Source organism: Streptococcus oralis, assembly GCF_023110435.1.
Classification (GTDB): domain Bacteria; phylum Bacillota; class Bacilli; order Lactobacillales; family Streptococcaceae; genus Streptococcus; species Streptococcus oralis_CF.
On sequence record NZ_JALDWB010000001.1, the window covers coordinates 294,228 to 310,207 of the forward strand.

The window sequence follows — 15,980 nt, forward strand, 5'->3', positions numbered from 1 at the left end:
AAGATGCAAGAAAAGATTTTGGTAACTGGCGGTGCCGGATTTATCGGAACCCACACTGTTATTGAGTTAATCCAAGCAGGTCATCAAGTCGTTGTGGTGGATAATCTTGTCAACAGCAATCGTAAGAGTTTAGAAGTTGTTGAGAGAATTACAGGTGTTGAAGTGCCTTTCTATGAGGCAGATATCCGTGACACAGATACCCTCAGAGATATTTTCAAGCAGGAAGAGCCGACTGGTGTCATTCACTTTGCTGGTTTGAAGGCTGTTGGCGAATCAACACGCATCCCTCTTGCCTACTATGACAACAATATCGCTGGAACTGTCAGCCTTTTGAAAGCCATGGAAGAAAACAACTGTAAGAACATCATCTTCAGTTCTTCTGCGACAGTTTACGGAGATCCTCATACAGTTCCGATCTTGGAAGATTTCCCACTTTCAGTGACCAATCCATACGGTCGTACTAAGCTCATGTTAGAGGAAATTTTGACGGATATCTACAAAGCAGACTCAGAATGGAATGTGGTCTTGCTTCGTTACTTTAACCCAATCGGAGCGCATGAAAGTGGAGACTTGGGAGAAAATCCTAATGGAATTCCAAACAATCTCTTGCCTTATGTTTCACAAGTGGCAGTGGGCAAACTAGAACAAGTACAAGTTTTTGGAGATGATTACGATACAGAAGATGGAACTGGTGTTCGTGACTATATCCATGTCGTAGACCTAGCCAAAGGCCACGTTGCAGCTTTGAAAAAACTCCAAAAAGGTTCAGGTCTTAATGTTTATAACCTTGGAACAGGTAAAGGTTACTCAGTTCTTGAAATTATCCAAAACATGGAAAAAGCAGTGGGACGTCCCATTCCTTACCGCATCGTAGAACGTCGCCCAGGTGATATCGCTGCCTGCTACTCAGACCCAGCAAAAGCTAAAGCAGAGCTCGGATGGGAAGCAGAACTCGACATTACTCAAATGTGTGAAGACGCATGGCGTTGGCAAAGCAAGCATCCAAATGGATTTGAAGACTAAGATGATGATTTCAATCATTGTCCCATGTCTAAACGAAGAGGAAGTACTTCCTCTTTTTTATCAGTCTGTTGAAGCACTGCTTCCAGAATTAGGAGCAGAGATCGAGTATGTCTTTGTGGATGATGGTTCAAGCGACGGCACTTTGGAGCTTTTGAAGGCCTATCGGGTACAAAATCCTGCGGTACATTATATCTCTTTCTCGAGAAATTTTGGGAAAGAAGCGGCTCTGTATGCAGGCTTGCAGCATGCGACTGGAGACTTGGTGGTCGTGATGGATGCAGACCTCCAGGATCCTCCTAGTATGTTGCTTGAAATGAAAGCCTTACTAGACCAGAATGCAGATTTAGACTGTATTGGGACACGGAGAACCAGTCGGGAGGGAGAACCCTTCTTTCGCAGTTTCTGCGCTGACATCTTTTACCGCCTCATGCAAAAAATCAGCCCAGTAGCTCTGCCATCAGGTGTTCGTGATTTTCGGATGATGAGACGGTCTGTGGTGAATGCTATTTTAGCCTTAACTGAGTCCAATCGTTTTTCTAAGGGCCTATTTGCCTGGGTGGGCTTTAAAACGCACTATCTTGACTATCCAAATGTCGAAAGACAGGCTGGCAAGACCAGTTGGAGTTTTAGACAGCTCTTTTTCTACTCGATTGAAGGGATTCTTAACTTTTCAGATTTTCCCTTGAGTATAGCCTTTGTAGCGGGACTCCTATCTTGTTTTATTTCTTTTATGATGACTGTTTTTGTGGTTTTTCGAACCCTTATCTTAGGGAATCCGACATCTGGCTGGACCTCTCTGATGGCTGTTATTCTTTTTCTTGGAGGAATTCAACTCCTGACCATTGGGATTCTCGGCAAGTATATCAGTAAGATTTATCTAGAGACCAAAAAAAGACCACTCTATCTCATCAAAGAAAAAAGTGATCTTTCTATTTTTGAAGGGAAAAAATAATCGGAAAAGACTATAATTTTACCTTGAAATATGCTAAACTAGTAGATGAAGGGATTAAAGTGACAAAAAGAATCAACAAAATCAATCTCCCTTTTAAACTATGATGGATCTTTGAGAAGTGCACGTGTAGGGCACTGTTTGATAGCCTCCAGAACATCGCTGGTCTCAGCGATTTCTCTTTGCAATTCAACTGGATCATCGTAAAATCGAACGATTCCATTATCATGGTAATCAAAGAGTTCAGAATAGGTTTGGCAAAGCCCGCAGGCGATGCATCGTTCAGGTATAAGTGTGACTTTCATGTTTATATTGTAATAAGAAAATGAAAAAAATACAAGGAGTAAGGTATGGCAAAAGAACCGTGGCAAGAAGATATTTATGACAACAGAGAAGAAGAAACAAGATTAGAGCGTCGTCACCGTAAACAAAAAGGAAAAGGTGCTGTTGCCAATCGTGTCTTGACCATTCTAGCTAGTCTCTTCTTTGTAATCGTTGTAGCGATGGTTGTCGTATTGATTTACCTTTCTACTGGAGGAAGTAACCGCACGGCAGCTTTGAAGGATTTTTATGATTCTTCAGCTCCATCGTCAACCTCTAAAGTGGAAGAGTCTTCTTCCTCTACTAGTAAAGCTCAAGAAACGAAAGAATCAACTCCTTCAGAAAGTAGTTCTGAAGAACACACAGATGGAGAAGGAACGCTTACTGTGCAACCTGGAGAAGGAGAAGCCGCTCTTGCTCAACGTGCAGGGATTTCCATTGCCCAGCTAGAAGCTCTGAATCCTTCTCATATGTCATCAGGAACTTGGTTTGCCAACCCTGGTGATGTCATCAAGACTAGATAGGAGTCGGAAATGAAGACAATTCAAATTGCTATTGATGGTCCTGCTTCCAGTGGTAAGAGTACAGTCGCAAAGATTATTGCTAAGGATTTTGGTTACACTTATCTCGATACGGGCGCTATGTACCGTGCTGCAACTTATATAGCACTCAAGCACCAGTTGGATGCAGGAAATGTAGACCAACTTCTTGAGCTTCTTAACCAACACCCCATTAGTTTTGGACGTTCGGAAACAGGTGAGCAACTTGTCTTTGTTGGCGATGTTGATATTACTCATCCTATTCGCGAAAATGAGGTGACCAACAAGGTTTCAAGTATTGCTGCCATTCCTGAAGTACGTGAGAAACTGGTTTCTCTCCAACAGGAGATTGCCCAGCAAGGTGGTATTGTCATGGATGGGCGTGATATCGGGACAGTTGTTTTACCACAAGCTGAACTCAAGATTTTCCTAGTGGCTTCTGTTGAAGAGAGAGCAGAACGACGTTACAAGGAAAATATTGCTAAAGGGATTGAGACTGACTTGGAAACTCTGAAAGAAGAGATTGCGGCACGTGATTACAAGGATAGTCACCGTGAAACCTCGCCTCTTAAACAAGCAGAGGATGCAGTTTACCTTGACACAACTGGATTAAGTATCCAAGAAGTGGTCGAAAAAATTGAATCAGAAGCAAAAAAACGCATGTCCTAGTGACAGGTGAAGCAGGCTAAGACTAGCCTGCTTCTTTTCTCTCTTTGGGGAGCATTTGAAAACAGTCTTTTTGGGAGTTTTTTGATAAAATAGTAGTATCAATGAAAAGGATGGAAGCATGACAAAGAAAATCATAGCCATTTGGGCCCAAGATGAAAAAGGGGTGATTGGGAAGGAAGATCGTCTCCCTTGGCATTTGCCAGCAGAGTTGCAACATTTTAAGGAAACAACTTTAAATCATGCTATACTGATGGGACGAGTGACCTTTGATGGAATGGGACGTCGTCTGCTTCCCAAACGCCAAACCTTGATTTTGACACGAAACAGTGACGAAGTCATAGATGGAGCGCTCGTATTCCAAGATGTGGAGTCTGTTTTAGCGTGGTATCAGAGTCAGGAAAAAAATCTCTATATCATTGGTGGAAAACAGATTTTTCAAGCTTTTGAGCCCTATTTAGATGAAATCATCGTGACACAGATTCATGCTCAGGTGGAGGGAGATACCTATTTCCCTGAGGAGTTTGACTTGTCTCGTTTTGAGACAGTCGCAAGCAAATCTTATACCCGAGATGAGAAAAACGACTATGATTTTACCATCCAATACCGAAAGAGAAAGGAAGTCTAATGGAGCGCAGTATATTTGGATTTTTCACAGCTTTTTTGTGTGTAATCTGTATCTTGGCGGGAGCACAGGCTTTTCGTAAGAAGCGCTATGGACTGTCTGCCCTACTCTGGTTGAATGCTTTTACCAATCTAGTAAACAGTGTCCATGCTTTTTATATGACCTTATTTTAGATAGAATGAAAATATAGAACGGAAGGAAATCATGCCTACAAATAGGAAAAATGATATGATGGTTTATTGCTCATTTTGTGGCAAAAGCCAAGAAGAAGTAAAGAAAATAATCGCTGGGAACAATGCCTTTATCTGTAATGAATGTGTGGAGTTGGCCCAGGAAATCATTCGGGAAGAGTTGGCTGAGGAAGTCTTGGCAGACTTGTCTGAAGTACCAAAACCAATCGAGCTCCTCAATATCTTGAACCACTATGTGATCGGTCAAGATCGTGCCAAACGTGCCTTGGCAGTGGCTGTATACAATCACTATAAACGCATCAATTTTCACGATACGCGTGAAGAGTCAGAAGATGTGGATTTGCAGAAGTCAAACATCTTGATGATTGGTCCAACTGGTTCAGGGAAAACTTTCTTGGCTCAGACTTTGGCTAAGAGCTTGAACGTACCTTTTGCTATCGCAGATGCGACAGCTCTGACTGAGGCCGGTTATGTGGGTGAGGACGTGGAAAACATCCTCCTCAAACTCTTGCAGGCTGCTGACTTTAACATCGAACGTGCAGAGCGTGGGATTATCTACGTGGATGAAATTGACAAGATTGCCAAGAAGAGCGAGAATGTGTCTATCACACGTGACGTTTCGGGTGAAGGAGTGCAACAAGCTCTTCTCAAGATTATCGAGGGGACTGTAGCCAGCGTACCTCCTCAGGGTGGACGCAAACATCCACAACAAGAGATGATTCAGGTGGATACCAAGAATATCCTCTTCATCGTGGGTGGTGCTTTTGACGGCATCGAAGAAATCGTTAAACAACGTTTGGGTGAAAAAGTTATTGGTTTCGGCCAAAATAATAAAGCGATTGATGAAAACAGCTCCTACATGCAAGAAATCATCGCAGAAGACATTCAAAAATTCGGTATTATTCCAGAGTTGATTGGACGCTTGCCTGTTTTTGCAGCTCTTGAGCAATTGACGGTCGATGACTTGGTTCGCATCTTGAAAGAACCAAGAAATGCTTTGGTGAAACAATACCAAACCTTGCTTTCTTATGATGACGTTGAGTTGGAATTTGACGATGAAGCCCTTCAAGAAATCGCCAATAAGGCTATCGAACGCAAGACAGGGGCGCGTGGTCTTCGATCAATCATCGAAGAAACCATGCTAGACGTTATGTTTGAAGTACCGAGTCAAGAAAATGTGAAACTGGTCCGCATCACCAAAGAAGCTGTCGATGGAACGGAAAAACCAATCCTAGAAACAGCCTAGAGGTGACTATGGAAATCAATACACACAATGCTGAAATCTTGCTCAGTGCTGCAAACAAGTCCCACTATCCGCAGGATGGACTGCCAGAGATTGCCCTTGCAGGGCGGTCAAATGTTGGGAAGTCCAGCTTTATCAACACCATGCTCAACCGCAAGAATCTTGCCCGTACCTCTGGAAAACCTGGGAAAACCCAGCTTCTTAACTTTTTTAACATCGATGACAAGATGCGATTTGTGGATGTTCCTGGGTATGGCTACGCTCGCGTTTCCAAAAAGGAACGAGAAAAGTGGGGTCGCATGATTGAGGAGTACCTAACAACTCGGGAAAATCTCCGTGCAGTGGTCAGTCTGGTTGACCTCCGTCACGACCCATCAGCAGATGATGTGCAGATGTACGAATTTCTCAAGTATTATGAGATTCCGGTTATCATCGTTGCGACCAAAGCGGACAAGATTCCTCGTGGTAAGTGGAACAAGCACGAATCTGCAATCAAAAAGAAATTAAACTTTGATCCAAGTGACGACTTCATCCTCTTTTCATCTATCAGCAAGGCAGGGATGAATGAAGCTTGGGATGCTATTTTAGAAAAATTATGAGGGAAATAATGGCAAAAACTATTCACACAGACAAGGCTCCAAAGGCAATCGGACCCTATGTTCAAGGGAAAATCGTTGGCAATCTTTTGTTTGCTAGCGGTCAAGTTCCTCTTTCACCTGAAACTGGGGAGATTGTAGGAGAGACCGTCCAAGAACAGACAGAACAAGTTTTGAAAAACATTGGTGCTATTTTAGCAGAAGCAGGAACGGACTTTGATCACGTTGTCAAAACAACTTGCTTCTTGAGCGATATGAATGACTTTGTTCCTTTTAACGAGGTTTACCAAACGGCCTTTAAAGAGGAATTTCCAGCTCGTTCAGCTGTGGAAGTTGCACGTCTTCCTCGTGATGTAAAAGTCGAAATTGAAGTGATCGCAGAGATTGGATAAGCTAGTTGAAGTTTGGCTCTGCCAAACTTTTTTTGATATAAGGAGAGATAGATGACAAAAAAACAACTTCACCTGGTGATTGTGACAGGGATGAGTGGCGCAGGGAAAACGGTAGCCATTCAGTCCTTCGAAGATTTGGGATATTTCACTATTGACAATATGCCACCAGCCCTCTTACCAAAGTTCTTGCAGCTGGTTGAAACTAAAGATGATGACCACAAACTGGCCTTGGTAGTCGATATGCGTAGCCGTTCCTTCTTCTCGGAGATTCAGGCTGTTTTGGATGAATTGGAAAACCAGAATGATTTGGATTTCAAAATTCTCTTTTTAGACGCAGCAGATAAGGAATTGGTGGCACGCTATAAGGAAACTAGAAGAAGTCACCCTCTAGCAGCAGATGGTCGGATTTTAGATGGCATCAAGCTGGAACGTGAACTTTTGGCACCTTTGAAAAACATGAGCCAAAATGTGGTGGATACGACAGAACTCACTCCGCGTGAACTACGTAAAACCATTGCTGAGCAATTTTCGGATCAAGAACAAGCCCAGTCTTTCCGTATTGAGGTCATGTCTTTTGGATTCAAATATGGTATCCCTATTGATGCAGACTTGGTTTTTGATGTCCGTTTCTTACCAAATCCCTATTACCTACCAGAGCTGCGTAATCAAACGGGGCTGGATGATCCTGTCTACAACTATGTGATGAATCATGAAGAGTCTGAAAGTTTCTATCAGCACTTGCTAGCCTTGATTGAGCCGATCTTGCCAAGTTACAAAAAAGAAGGCAAGTCCGTTTTGACCATTGCAGTGGGATGTACAGGTGGACAGCACCGTAGTGTTGCCTTTGCCAAGCGCATAGCTGAGGACCTTGCTAAAAACTGGCCTGTCAATGAAAGCCATCGTGACAAAGATCGAAGAAAGGAAACGGTAAACCGTTCATGAGAAAACCTAAAATAACGGTGATTGGTGGAGGGACTGGTATCCCCGTCATTTTAAAAAGTTTGCGGGAAAAGGATGTTGACATCGCAGCCATCGTAACGGTAGCTGATGATGGTGGTTCTTCTGGTGAGCTAAGAAAGAATATTCAACAGCTGACACCGCCTGGAGATCTTCGTAATGTTCTGGTAGCCATGTCGGATATGCCTAAGTTTTATGAGAAGGTTTTTCAGTACCGATTTTCAGAAGAGGCTGGAGCTTTTGCGGGTCATCCGCTAGGAAATATCATCATAGCAGGGCTTTCTGAAATGCAAGGATCTACCTACAATGCTATGCAATTACTCAGTAAATTCTTTCACACAACAGGAAAAATCTACCCATCAAGCGATCAGCCTTTGACCTTGCATGCAGTTTTTAAAGATGGTTCTGAGGTGGCGGGTGAGAGCCACATTGCAGATCATCCAGGCATGATCGACCATGTTTATGTGACCAATACCTTGGATGATGAAACACCACAAGCCAGCCGTCGAGTAGTCACTACTATTCTCGAGAGTGACATGATCGTCTTGGGGCCTGGTTCCCTCTTTACATCGATTTTGCCAAATATTGTCATTGAGGAAATTGGGCAGGCTCTCCTAGAGACCAAAGCGGAGATAGCCTATGTCTGCAATATCATGACCCAGCGTGGGGAAACAGAGCACTTTTCAGACAGTGACCACGTGGAAGTCCTCCATCGACACTTAGGTCGGCCTTTTATTGATACGGTCTTGGTGAATATCGAAAAGGTTCCTAGAGAATACATGGATACCAACCGTTTTGATGAATATTTGGTTCAGGTAGAGCATGACTTTGCTGGTCTTTGCAAACAGGTTCCTCGTGTGATTTCATCCAACTTCCTTCGTTTGGAAAATGGAGGAGCCTTCCATGATGGCGATTTGATTGTAGATGAATTGATGCGCATCATACAGGTGAGAAAATGAGTTTTACAGTTGCAGTAAAAGAAGAAATTCTTGGTCAGCACCATCTCAGTCGTCATGAACTATCAGCCATCATCAAGATGTCTGGTAGTATTGGTCTCTCGACTTCAGGCTTGACCTTGTCTGTTGTGACTGAAAATGCCAAGTTAGCTCGGCACCTTTATGAGTCCTTTCTCCATTTTTATGAAATCAAGTCAGAGATTCGCCACCATCAGAGAAGCAATCTTCGCAAGAACCGTGTCTATACGGTCTACACTGATGAGAGGGTGCAGGAGCTTTTAGCTGATTTGCGACTTGCGGATTCCTTCTTTGGTTTGGAGACAGGCATTGATCCTGATATTTTAGCAGATGAAGAAGCAGGTCGTTCCTACTTATGTGGGGCCTTTCTGGCAAATGGTAGTATTCGAGATCCTGAGTCTGGCAAATACCAATTAGAAATCAGTTCCGTTTATCTGGACCACGCCCAAGGACTGGCCTCTCTCCTCCAGCAATTTTTATTGGATGCTAAGGTCATTGAGCGCAAGAAAGGTGCAGTTACCTATCTCCAGCGTGCAGAAGACATCATGGATTTCTTGATCGTGATTGGGGCTATGCAGGCGCGTGATAACTTTGAGCGCGTCAAGATTTTGCGTGAAACTCGTAACGATCTCAATCGAGCCAATAACGCCGAAACAGCCAATATCGCTCGGACAGTTTCTGCCAGTATGAAAACCATCAACAATATCAGTAAAATCAAAGATAGAATGGGCTTGGAACATTTACCAGTGGATTTGCAGGAGGTAGCTCGCTTGCGGATCCAGCATCCAGACTACTCTATCCAGCAGTTGGCAGATAGCCTGAGCAATCCCCTAACCAAAAGTGGCGTCAACCACAGACTCCGAAAAATAAACAAGATTGCAGATGAATTATAAAACCACGGATTATTTTATCCGTGGTTCTTTCTTGAAGTTAATAAATATATGAGAAGAATTTTAAAGGAAGCCAACTCCATAATCTATGGTATACTATAGATAAGTTATACTGTAGCACAAAGGAGAAAATATGAAAAAACCTAAAAAAAGTATGATTATTTTATTCAGCATTTTAGCAGTGATTGGAATAGCAGTAGGAGGTTGTAGCATGCACCAATACCAAAAGAAACAAGAAATGATTGCCATCGCAACAAGCGATGAGGCGAAGAAGGTTTATGAACATTTTATGAAATCAAAAGACTCCAAAGCACTCACCGATGAAGGAATTATAAAGCATTATGAGATTGATGAAAGTAGCTTAAGTTATAACCCAATGGGGGGATTGATGGTTTCAGTGATTCTTAACAAAGATAATGAATTAAATATAAATTATAATTTGATTGAAAACAAAGATGGCTCATACCATTCAGCATATTATTTTACTTCACCAAGATTATCCAAACTTTTGAAAGGGAATAATGAATGACACAAAATTATGTTAAAGAAGATAACCTTCAAACCGCAATGGCAGAGTATCAGGATAATATGGGCGAGGGAAGAACTTTATATGACCAATATGAAAGAGAACTTGGCACTGTCACCCAAGTCTACGACAATACTACAGGAGCGGGCGAGCAGGTTTATGCGGTTGTAAAAAATCCCAATGAAAAAGCTGAGGATGTAGAGGAAAGTTATGCTATACTATGAGTAAGTTAGTCCCTAATTCATTGATAGGATAGCATAAAGGAGGAAATATGAAAATATCTAAAAAAAGTATGATTATTTTATTCAGTATTTTAGCAGTAATTGGAATCACAATAGGAGGATGTAGCATGCACCAATACCAAAAGAAACAAGAAATGATTGCCATCGCGACAAGCGATGAGGCGAGAAAAATTTATGAAAGTCATATGAAGCATAGAGATTCAGAAGCTCTGACAGAAAAAGGGCTAATCAAATCTTATAAAATTGATACTGATTCATTAGAGTATAATCCAATGGGAGGAATGGAAGTAAGAGTCTATGTTAATGATGAAAAAGATTTATGTTTTCAATTTGGTATTGTAAGAAATAGAGAGGGTAATTTAGAATCCAGTGGTTATGTTACGTATCCAAAACTCGCAGAACTTCTTAGGAGCAGTAATTAATTATGGAGAAAGAATACATTAATGATTACCATTTACAAATAGCAATGACGGAATACAGAGATTTGTTTAAAGATGGAGAAGCTGTTACACCTAACAATGACATTCTTGGCACTGTCACCCAAGTTTACAACAATACTACAGGAGCGGGCGAGCAGGTTTATGCAGTGGTAAAAAATCCTGATGAAAAAGCTGAGGATGTACAGGAAAGTTATGCTATACTATGAGTAAGTTCATTTCTAATTTATTGATAGGATAGCGTAAAGGAGGCACCATGAAAAAACCTAAAAAAAGCATGATTATTTTATTCAGTATTTTAGCAGTAATTGGAATAGCAGTAGGAGGCTGTAGCATGCACCAATATCAAAAGAAACAAGAAATGATTGCCATCGCGATAAGTGATGAGGCAAAGAAGGTTTATGAAGAATATTTAAAGAAAGAAGATCCACATGCTTTTACTGAAAAAGGATTTATACATTCTTATCAAGTGAAACAAGATTCATTAAGTTATAATCCAATGGGTGGGCTGATGGTTTCTTTAATAATCAATGATGATGATGAAATGCTTGTAGATTATAATTTAATTGAAAAGTCTGACGGAGATTATACTTCAGCATTTTATGGAAGTACTCCTAAATTTTGGCAGACTCGTGATAAATATTATAAAAAAGAGGAATGATAGTTATGCCGGAAAAATATATTAACGATCCTCATCTTCAGATAGCAATGACAGAGTACCAACCTAACATGAAAGAAAATAAATATGAGGTTAATACTCAGTATAATCAAAATGTAGGTTATGTCACCCAAGTCTACAACAATACTACAGGAGCGGGTGAGCAGGTTTATGCGGTTGTAAAAAATCCCAATGAAAAAGCTGATAAGGTACAGGAAGTAACGGTCCTTTTTCGTGGTTCTACGGGTCCAGATCATATTTTGAATGAAGCACCAGATGTCTGGAATGATTGGGCAGAAAACGATGCAGTTATAGCCAAGAGAATTATGTTGCAAAAAGACCTTAGCTATCAAGACAAGTCTACCGAACAGCTAAAGGCTTCTGCAAGAGCTTTAAAAGACATCATGGAAAAATATCCCAATGCCAAGATTAATGTCTATGGACATTCACTCGGTTCTATGGATGCTCAGTATTCTATGGCTGCCCTACAGGCAGATCAAGTCAAACGTATCCAACAGGCTTATATCTATAACGGCCCAGATATCTATAGGATACTAAGCCCTGAACAAAGGAAAGTTGTAGACTCTATTAAGACGAGGATCCATAACTATGCTGATCCAGATGATCCTATCAGTATGGTTGGTAGGGATATGGTCAAGGGAAGTATCGGATCGGTTGGCTTAGTTTATTACGTGGATAGTACAAAAGAAGACTTTGTGAACCAACACATGACTTATGGCTACCAGCTGGATAAAAATGGGAAGATTAAAATACTGTCAAACACCAGTACGGTCATTTATAATGACTATTTACTCCAGATGGATAACTATACACTACTCAAGGAGAAACTATCAGAAGGTGGTTATACAAAGGAAGAGCAATTGTTCCTAGATTCGGAGCAAGCAGGTATTGCAGCAGCAAGCATCAGTCTAATGTCTACAGAGGGGAAAAGTATCATCAAAAGTATAAGAGATGAAGCAGTAGAAGATGCAAGAAAAGTATTTGCTTCCCGTAGACAAGTCCCTTGGGGCTTTATCCTTAGTCCATCAGAGATGGAAAATGCATATATAGAAGGAGGAGCTACCTATGAAACAACTATCGGGGTTATTGAGAAACTATTAGATCCAGTTGTTGATAAGGTGTCTCAATTGGAAAAAGATTGTATAGATTTAGAAACTCAGACCAAGAAAGGTATTCAAAAGAAATTAGAAACAGATAAGGAGTTGGCTGAAAAATTTAGACAATGGAAAAAGTTGACATGATAGACCAAGAAATTTGGAAAAAGAGACGGCAATTAGAAGAATTGGAGGAAGACTATTATCACTCACGTAAAAAAATAGAGAATGAAAAATTAGAGTGTGATTATAGATTGAATGATTTGCATCGGATGCTTGAGGAAAAACATACAGTAGCAAGTCATATGCTGAGTCAGATAGAAGGAGACACTTCTATGCTACACTATCAGCTGAATCAACTAGCTACAGATTATAGTCAGCAAATGGATTTAGCATATAGAAAAAGACTTGATCAGCTAGAAACAGAAGAAAGCAATGCTAAACAGAAGTATAGTCGTGAATACCGTGAGCTTGATGAAGAACTAACTCAAATTCTGGCTAAGCAAAGACAAATACAAGATAAAAGAGAGTAACGCGGATGGATTTATTTAATTATATATTTGATTTTGTTTCTGGTGTGGATGATGGTTTTCGTGAAATAGAAAAAGAAATCGAGCGTTTATTTGTTAGGCAGATATTGGCTCCTGCTAAAAATTATGAAATTAATCAAATCGAGCAAGAAGCTAAGAAAAATACTCGTTTAACCATTAATAGTATCCAAGAAAGTCTAAGTGCGGTAAATAATAAAATAGATGTATCTATGAAGGGCGAGTTTGCCTCAAAAGTTATTGAGACCATAGATGGCAAAAAGAAAGAATATGAGAAAGTGTTGGAGGAGTAAAGATAGGAAATTAAAGAACCACGGACCGTTCAATTCGTGGTTCTTTTCTTATAAACTTGTTGAGTGTTTGGGTTGAACTTTTTGTTCTGGGTCAATGTAGTTGATGGCATTGTTAACAGCTGTTGGAGCTTCACCCAGTCCTGTAGCGATCAAATCAATCTTACCTTCATAGTAGCAACAGTCGCCAATAGCATAGATACCTGCTTGGCTAGATTCTTGCTTGCTGTTGACGATAATCTTGTGACGGTTGAGGTCCAGACCCCAATTTTTAAGGTTGCCGACAGAAGATTTAAAACCATAGTTGACAAAGAGGTGGTCTACTTCGATAGTTTCGGCTTCATCCGATTTGACTTTGGTGATTTCCAGTTTATCAAGTGTTTTTCCATCTCCAAGGAGTTGACTTGGAACGAACGGTGTCTTGATGGTCACAGATGATTCTTGCAGGGCTTGCACACTGTGTTCCAAGGCACGGAAATTATCTCTGCGGTGAACGAGGGTAGTTGGTGCAATTTTTTCAAAAGCTAGAGCCCAGTCCACTGCTGAGTCCCCACCACCAAGGATGGTCACATTCTTGCCTGCGTATTGTTGAATGTTGGATACGTGGTAGTGGATATTTTCATAGTTTTCAACGCCGTCTAATTCGAGTGGCCGTGGTTTGAAGGCGCCACCTCCCATGGCAATGATGACGGTTTTAGTCAGGTGACTTCCCTTGTTGGTTGTGATGCTAAATCCTTCATCGTGTTTCTCAATCTCAAGAACGGTTTCGTTGAGATGAACAGGTGTTTCAAAGCCGTTTAGCTGTTCAATCAAGCGATTGGTCAACTCTTCTCCAGTTAAGTTTGGAAAACCTGGCACATCAAGGATTTGCTTCTCAGGGTAGAGGATGGCTGGTTGACCACCGAGCTGGGGAAGAGAGTCGATGATTTGGACTTTGGCTTGACGTAGGTGGGCGTAAAAGGCAGCAAAGAGGCCGACAGGACCGCCACCTACAATGGTAATGTCATAGAGTTGAGACATGATTTCTCCTTCGTTTTTTCTAGTCAGTTTATTTTATCATATTTTTAATCAAATTAAAATGAAGCAGGATAGGGAAAAAATTGTTAGAAAATGGTATAATAGGACGGAACGTGTTTTGATAGGGAGGGAACTAGAGATGAATTTTCAGCAATTTTCCAACTTGCAATACTGGACGAGTTTATTTTCAAGCCCTTGGACTATAGTCATCAATCTGATTGATATTCTCATTGTGACTTATATTTTGTATCATTTTACAAAGGCCATTGCAGGTACCAAAATCATGATATTGGTTCGGGGAGTTTTGGTCTTCATTCTAGCTCAAATTCTCTCCAATATGATTGGTTTAACGACTATTTCTTGGTTGATCAATCAGATCATCACCTACGGGGTCATCGCAGCGGTGGTCATCTTTTCACCGGAGATTCGGACGGGTCTAGAGCGGTTGGGCCGGGCTACTGATTTCTTCTCCAATGCTCCAATTAGTGCAGAAGAGCAAATGATTCGTGCCTTTGTGAAATCAGTCGAATACATGAGCCCGCGTAAGATTGGTGCTCTGGTAGCTGTTCAGCGAGTGAGAACTTTACAGGAATACATCTCGACGGGGATTCCACTAGATGCCAAGATTTCAGCTGAATTGCTCATCAATATTTTTATTCCTAACACTCCCTTGCACGATGGAGCGGTCATTATCCGAGAAGATCGGATTGCTGTTACTTCAGCCTACTTGCCACTAACTGAAAATACAGAGATTTCCAAAGAGTTTGGAACACGCCACAGGGCGGCGATTGGTTTGTCGGAAGTGTCAGATGCTCTTACCTTTGTGGTTTCGGAGGAGACAGGTGGAATCTCAATTACCTATAATGGAGTCTTTAAGCACGATTTGACCTTGGAAGAGTTCGAATCTGAATTGAGAAGAATCCTACTTCCAACATCAGAGGAAAAACATGGTCTGAAAGAGCGCTTGCTAGGAGGATTGAAACATGAGAAAAAATAGCCTTTATATTATTTCTTCCTTCTTTTTCGCCTGCATCCTCTTTGTCTATGCGACTTCAACAAACTATCAGAATAGCAACAGTGCCAGACAAGTGCGGACAGAAACCTATACCAATACGGTTCTTAATGTCCCAATCGATATTCAGTATGACAGTGATCAGTACTTTATTAGTGGTTTTACATCTGAAGTGACCGTCTTTCTGACTGGGTCAAACAGAGTTGCTTTGGCGAGTGAAATGCAGGAAAGTACGCGCAAGTTCAAGGTGACAGCTGATTTGACAAACGCTGGTGTAGGGACCATTGAAGTTCCTCTAACCATTGAAAATTTACCGAGTGGTTTGACGGCTGTTGCGACACCGCAAAAGATAACAGTCAAGGTCGGTAAAAAAGCAAAACGAGACAATGTAATCGTTGTGCCTGAGATTGACCCTAGTCAGATTGATTCTCGGGTCAAAATCGACACCGTAACTGTTTCGGATGAAAAAGTAACGGTCATTAGTGATGAGGAAACTCTCTCTAGAGTGGATCGTGTCATTGCCATCTTACCGACGAGTGAACGGATAACAGGTAACTACTCGGCTTCTGTTCCTCTACAAGCAGTTGATAAAAATGGAAATGTCTTGCCAAGTGTCATTATGCCGTTTGACACAACTATGAAAATTACAACAAAAACAGCATCGTCTAGCTCGAGCTCATCATCAACGAGCTCCTCAGCTAGCAGTTCGTCTTCTACGAGTTCAGAAACGAAACCAGACTCGTCTAAACAAGAATAAACAAAATAGTAG

23 protein-coding genes are annotated in these 15,980 nt (G+C 41.3%); 21 read left to right on the forward strand and 2 right to left on the reverse strand.

Annotated features, from left to right (window positions below; all coding sequences use genetic code 11):
* The first annotated feature begins 3 nt into the window (after window positions 1-3).
* Together galE and M1F97_RS01465 are read left to right on the forward strand one after the other, a co-directional pair.
* Window positions 4-1,023: a UDP-glucose 4-epimerase GalE gene (gene galE, locus M1F97_RS01460; RefSeq protein WP_247943959.1), complete on the forward strand. Its 1,020-nt coding sequence runs from the start codon at window positions 4-6 to the stop codon at window positions 1,021-1,023.
* A gap of 1 nt (window position 1,024) precedes the next feature.
* Window positions 1,025-1,975 (forward strand): glycosyltransferase family 2 protein, encoded by a 951-nt coding sequence (locus M1F97_RS01465; RefSeq protein ID WP_432654192.1) that lies wholly within the window; start codon window positions 1,025-1,027, stop codon window positions 1,973-1,975.
* Between the two features lie 98 nt (window positions 1,976-2,073).
* On the opposite strand, the gene M1F97_RS01470 is transcribed toward M1F97_RS01465, so the two are convergent.
* A complete protein-coding gene (locus M1F97_RS01470; RefSeq protein WP_162284888.1) occupies window positions 2,074-2,277 on the reverse strand; it encodes a ferredoxin in 204 nt (67 codons plus the stop codon).
* Between the two features lie 45 nt (window positions 2,278-2,322).
* Here M1F97_RS01470 and M1F97_RS01475 point away from each other — a divergent pair, with 45 nt between their 5' ends.
* The 17 genes from M1F97_RS01475 to M1F97_RS01555 all read left to right on the forward strand — a co-directional run bounded on the left by M1F97_RS01475 (window position 2,323) and on the right by M1F97_RS01555 (window position 13,185).
* On the forward strand, window positions 2,323-2,817 hold the full coding sequence (locus tag M1F97_RS01475) for an SAG1386/EF1546 family surface-associated protein (RefSeq protein WP_247943961.1): 495 nt from the start codon (window positions 2,323-2,325) through the stop codon (window positions 2,815-2,817).
* A 9-nt stretch (window positions 2,818-2,826) separates the two neighbouring features.
* Window positions 2,827-3,501: a (d)CMP kinase gene (cmk, locus tag M1F97_RS01480; protein WP_000849392.1), complete on the forward strand. Its 675-nt coding sequence runs from the start codon at window positions 2,827-2,829 to the stop codon at window positions 3,499-3,501.
* A gap of 118 nt (window positions 3,502-3,619) precedes the next feature.
* Window positions 3,620-4,126 carry a dihydrofolate reductase gene (locus M1F97_RS01485; RefSeq protein WP_247943962.1) on the forward strand — a complete coding sequence of 169 codons (507 nt, stop codon included), beginning with the start codon at window positions 3,620-3,622 and terminating at the stop codon, window positions 4,124-4,126.
* Between the two features lie 201 nt (window positions 4,127-4,327).
* On the forward strand, window positions 4,328-5,560 hold the full coding sequence (gene clpX, locus M1F97_RS01490) for an ATP-dependent Clp protease ATP-binding subunit ClpX (RefSeq protein ID WP_002874765.1): 1,233 nt from the start codon (window positions 4,328-4,330) through the stop codon (window positions 5,558-5,560).
* A gap of 8 nt (window positions 5,561-5,568) precedes the next feature.
* Window positions 5,569-6,156 carry a ribosome biogenesis GTP-binding protein YihA/YsxC gene (gene yihA, locus M1F97_RS01495; protein ID WP_093584565.1) on the forward strand — a complete coding sequence of 196 codons (588 nt, stop codon included), beginning with the start codon at window positions 5,569-5,571 and terminating at the stop codon, window positions 6,154-6,156.
* A gap of 8 nt (window positions 6,157-6,164) precedes the next feature.
* Window positions 6,165-6,545 carry a RidA family protein gene (locus M1F97_RS01500; RefSeq protein WP_247943963.1) on the forward strand — a complete coding sequence of 127 codons (381 nt, stop codon included), beginning with the start codon at window positions 6,165-6,167 and terminating at the stop codon, window positions 6,543-6,545.
* A 51-nt stretch (window positions 6,546-6,596) separates the two neighbouring features.
* On the forward strand, window positions 6,597-7,487 hold the full coding sequence (rapZ, locus tag M1F97_RS01505; protein WP_247943964.1) for an RNase adapter RapZ: 891 nt from the start codon (window positions 6,597-6,599) through the stop codon (window positions 7,485-7,487).
* Window positions 7,484-8,461 carry a YvcK family protein gene (locus M1F97_RS01510; protein WP_247943965.1) on the forward strand — a complete coding sequence of 326 codons (978 nt, stop codon included), beginning with the start codon at window positions 7,484-7,486 and terminating at the stop codon, window positions 8,459-8,461. The genes rapZ and M1F97_RS01510 overlap by 4 nt, the downstream gene beginning before the upstream one ends.
* A complete protein-coding gene (whiA, locus tag M1F97_RS01515; RefSeq protein ID WP_247943966.1) occupies window positions 8,458-9,369 on the forward strand; it encodes a DNA-binding protein WhiA in 912 nt (303 codons plus the stop codon). Before M1F97_RS01510 ends, whiA begins: the two co-directional genes overlap by 4 nt.
* A 130-nt stretch (window positions 9,370-9,499) precedes the next feature.
* Window positions 9,500-9,895 (forward strand): DUF1310 family protein, encoded by a 396-nt coding sequence (locus M1F97_RS01520; protein ID WP_247943967.1) that lies wholly within the window; start codon window positions 9,500-9,502, stop codon window positions 9,893-9,895.
* Complete coding sequence (locus M1F97_RS01525; RefSeq protein ID WP_169446338.1) at window positions 9,892-10,116, forward strand: hypothetical protein; 225 nt, start codon at window positions 9,892-9,894, stop codon at window positions 10,114-10,116. Before M1F97_RS01520 ends, M1F97_RS01525 begins: the two co-directional genes overlap by 4 nt.
* A gap of 47 nt (window positions 10,117-10,163) precedes the next feature.
* On the forward strand, window positions 10,164-10,556 hold the full coding sequence (locus M1F97_RS01530) for a DUF1310 family protein (protein WP_169446336.1): 393 nt from the start codon (window positions 10,164-10,166) through the stop codon (window positions 10,554-10,556).
* A 2-nt stretch (window positions 10,557-10,558) separates the two neighbouring features.
* On the forward strand, window positions 10,559-10,780 hold the full coding sequence (locus tag M1F97_RS01535; protein ID WP_169446335.1) for a hypothetical protein: 222 nt from the start codon (window positions 10,559-10,561) through the stop codon (window positions 10,778-10,780).
* A gap of 47 nt (window positions 10,781-10,827) precedes the next feature.
* On the forward strand, window positions 10,828-11,232 hold the full coding sequence (locus M1F97_RS01540) for a DUF1310 family protein (protein WP_247943968.1): 405 nt from the start codon (window positions 10,828-10,830) through the stop codon (window positions 11,230-11,232).
* 5 nt (window positions 11,233-11,237) lie between these two features.
* Entirely contained in the window at window positions 11,238-12,491 is a 1,254-nt protein-coding gene (locus M1F97_RS01545; protein WP_169446332.1) for an Mbeg1-like protein, read from the forward strand.
* The gene (locus M1F97_RS01550; protein WP_169446330.1) at window positions 12,473-12,877 is read left to right on the forward strand and encodes a hypothetical protein; all 405 of its coding nucleotides are present in this window, start codon (window positions 12,473-12,475) and stop codon (window positions 12,875-12,877) included. The genes M1F97_RS01545 and M1F97_RS01550 overlap by 19 nt, the downstream gene beginning before the upstream one ends.
* 5 nt (window positions 12,878-12,882) lie before the next feature.
* Window positions 12,883-13,185, forward strand: coding sequence for a hypothetical protein (locus M1F97_RS01555; protein WP_169446329.1), 303 nt, complete (start codon window positions 12,883-12,885; stop codon window positions 13,183-13,185).
* 48 nt (window positions 13,186-13,233) lie between these two features.
* Here the strand turns inward: M1F97_RS01555 and M1F97_RS01560 are convergent, their stop codons facing one another.
* Window positions 13,234-14,202 carry an NAD(P)/FAD-dependent oxidoreductase gene (locus M1F97_RS01560; protein WP_169446327.1) on the reverse strand — a complete coding sequence of 323 codons (969 nt, stop codon included), beginning with the start codon at window positions 14,200-14,202 and terminating at the stop codon, window positions 13,234-13,236.
* A gap of 136 nt (window positions 14,203-14,338) precedes the next feature.
* On the opposite strand from M1F97_RS01560, the gene cdaA reads away from it, so the two are divergent.
* Both cdaA and M1F97_RS01570 read left to right on the forward strand, forming a co-directional pair.
* On the forward strand, window positions 14,339-15,196 hold the full coding sequence (gene cdaA, locus M1F97_RS01565) for a diadenylate cyclase CdaA (protein WP_084974910.1): 858 nt from the start codon (window positions 14,339-14,341) through the stop codon (window positions 15,194-15,196).
* Window positions 15,183-15,968, forward strand: a complete 786-nt coding sequence (locus M1F97_RS01570; protein WP_247943969.1) for a CdaR family protein — start codon at window positions 15,183-15,185, stop codon at window positions 15,966-15,968. The genes cdaA and M1F97_RS01570 overlap by 14 nt, the downstream gene beginning before the upstream one ends.
* The last annotated feature ends 12 nt before the right edge of the window (window positions 15,969-15,980 follow it).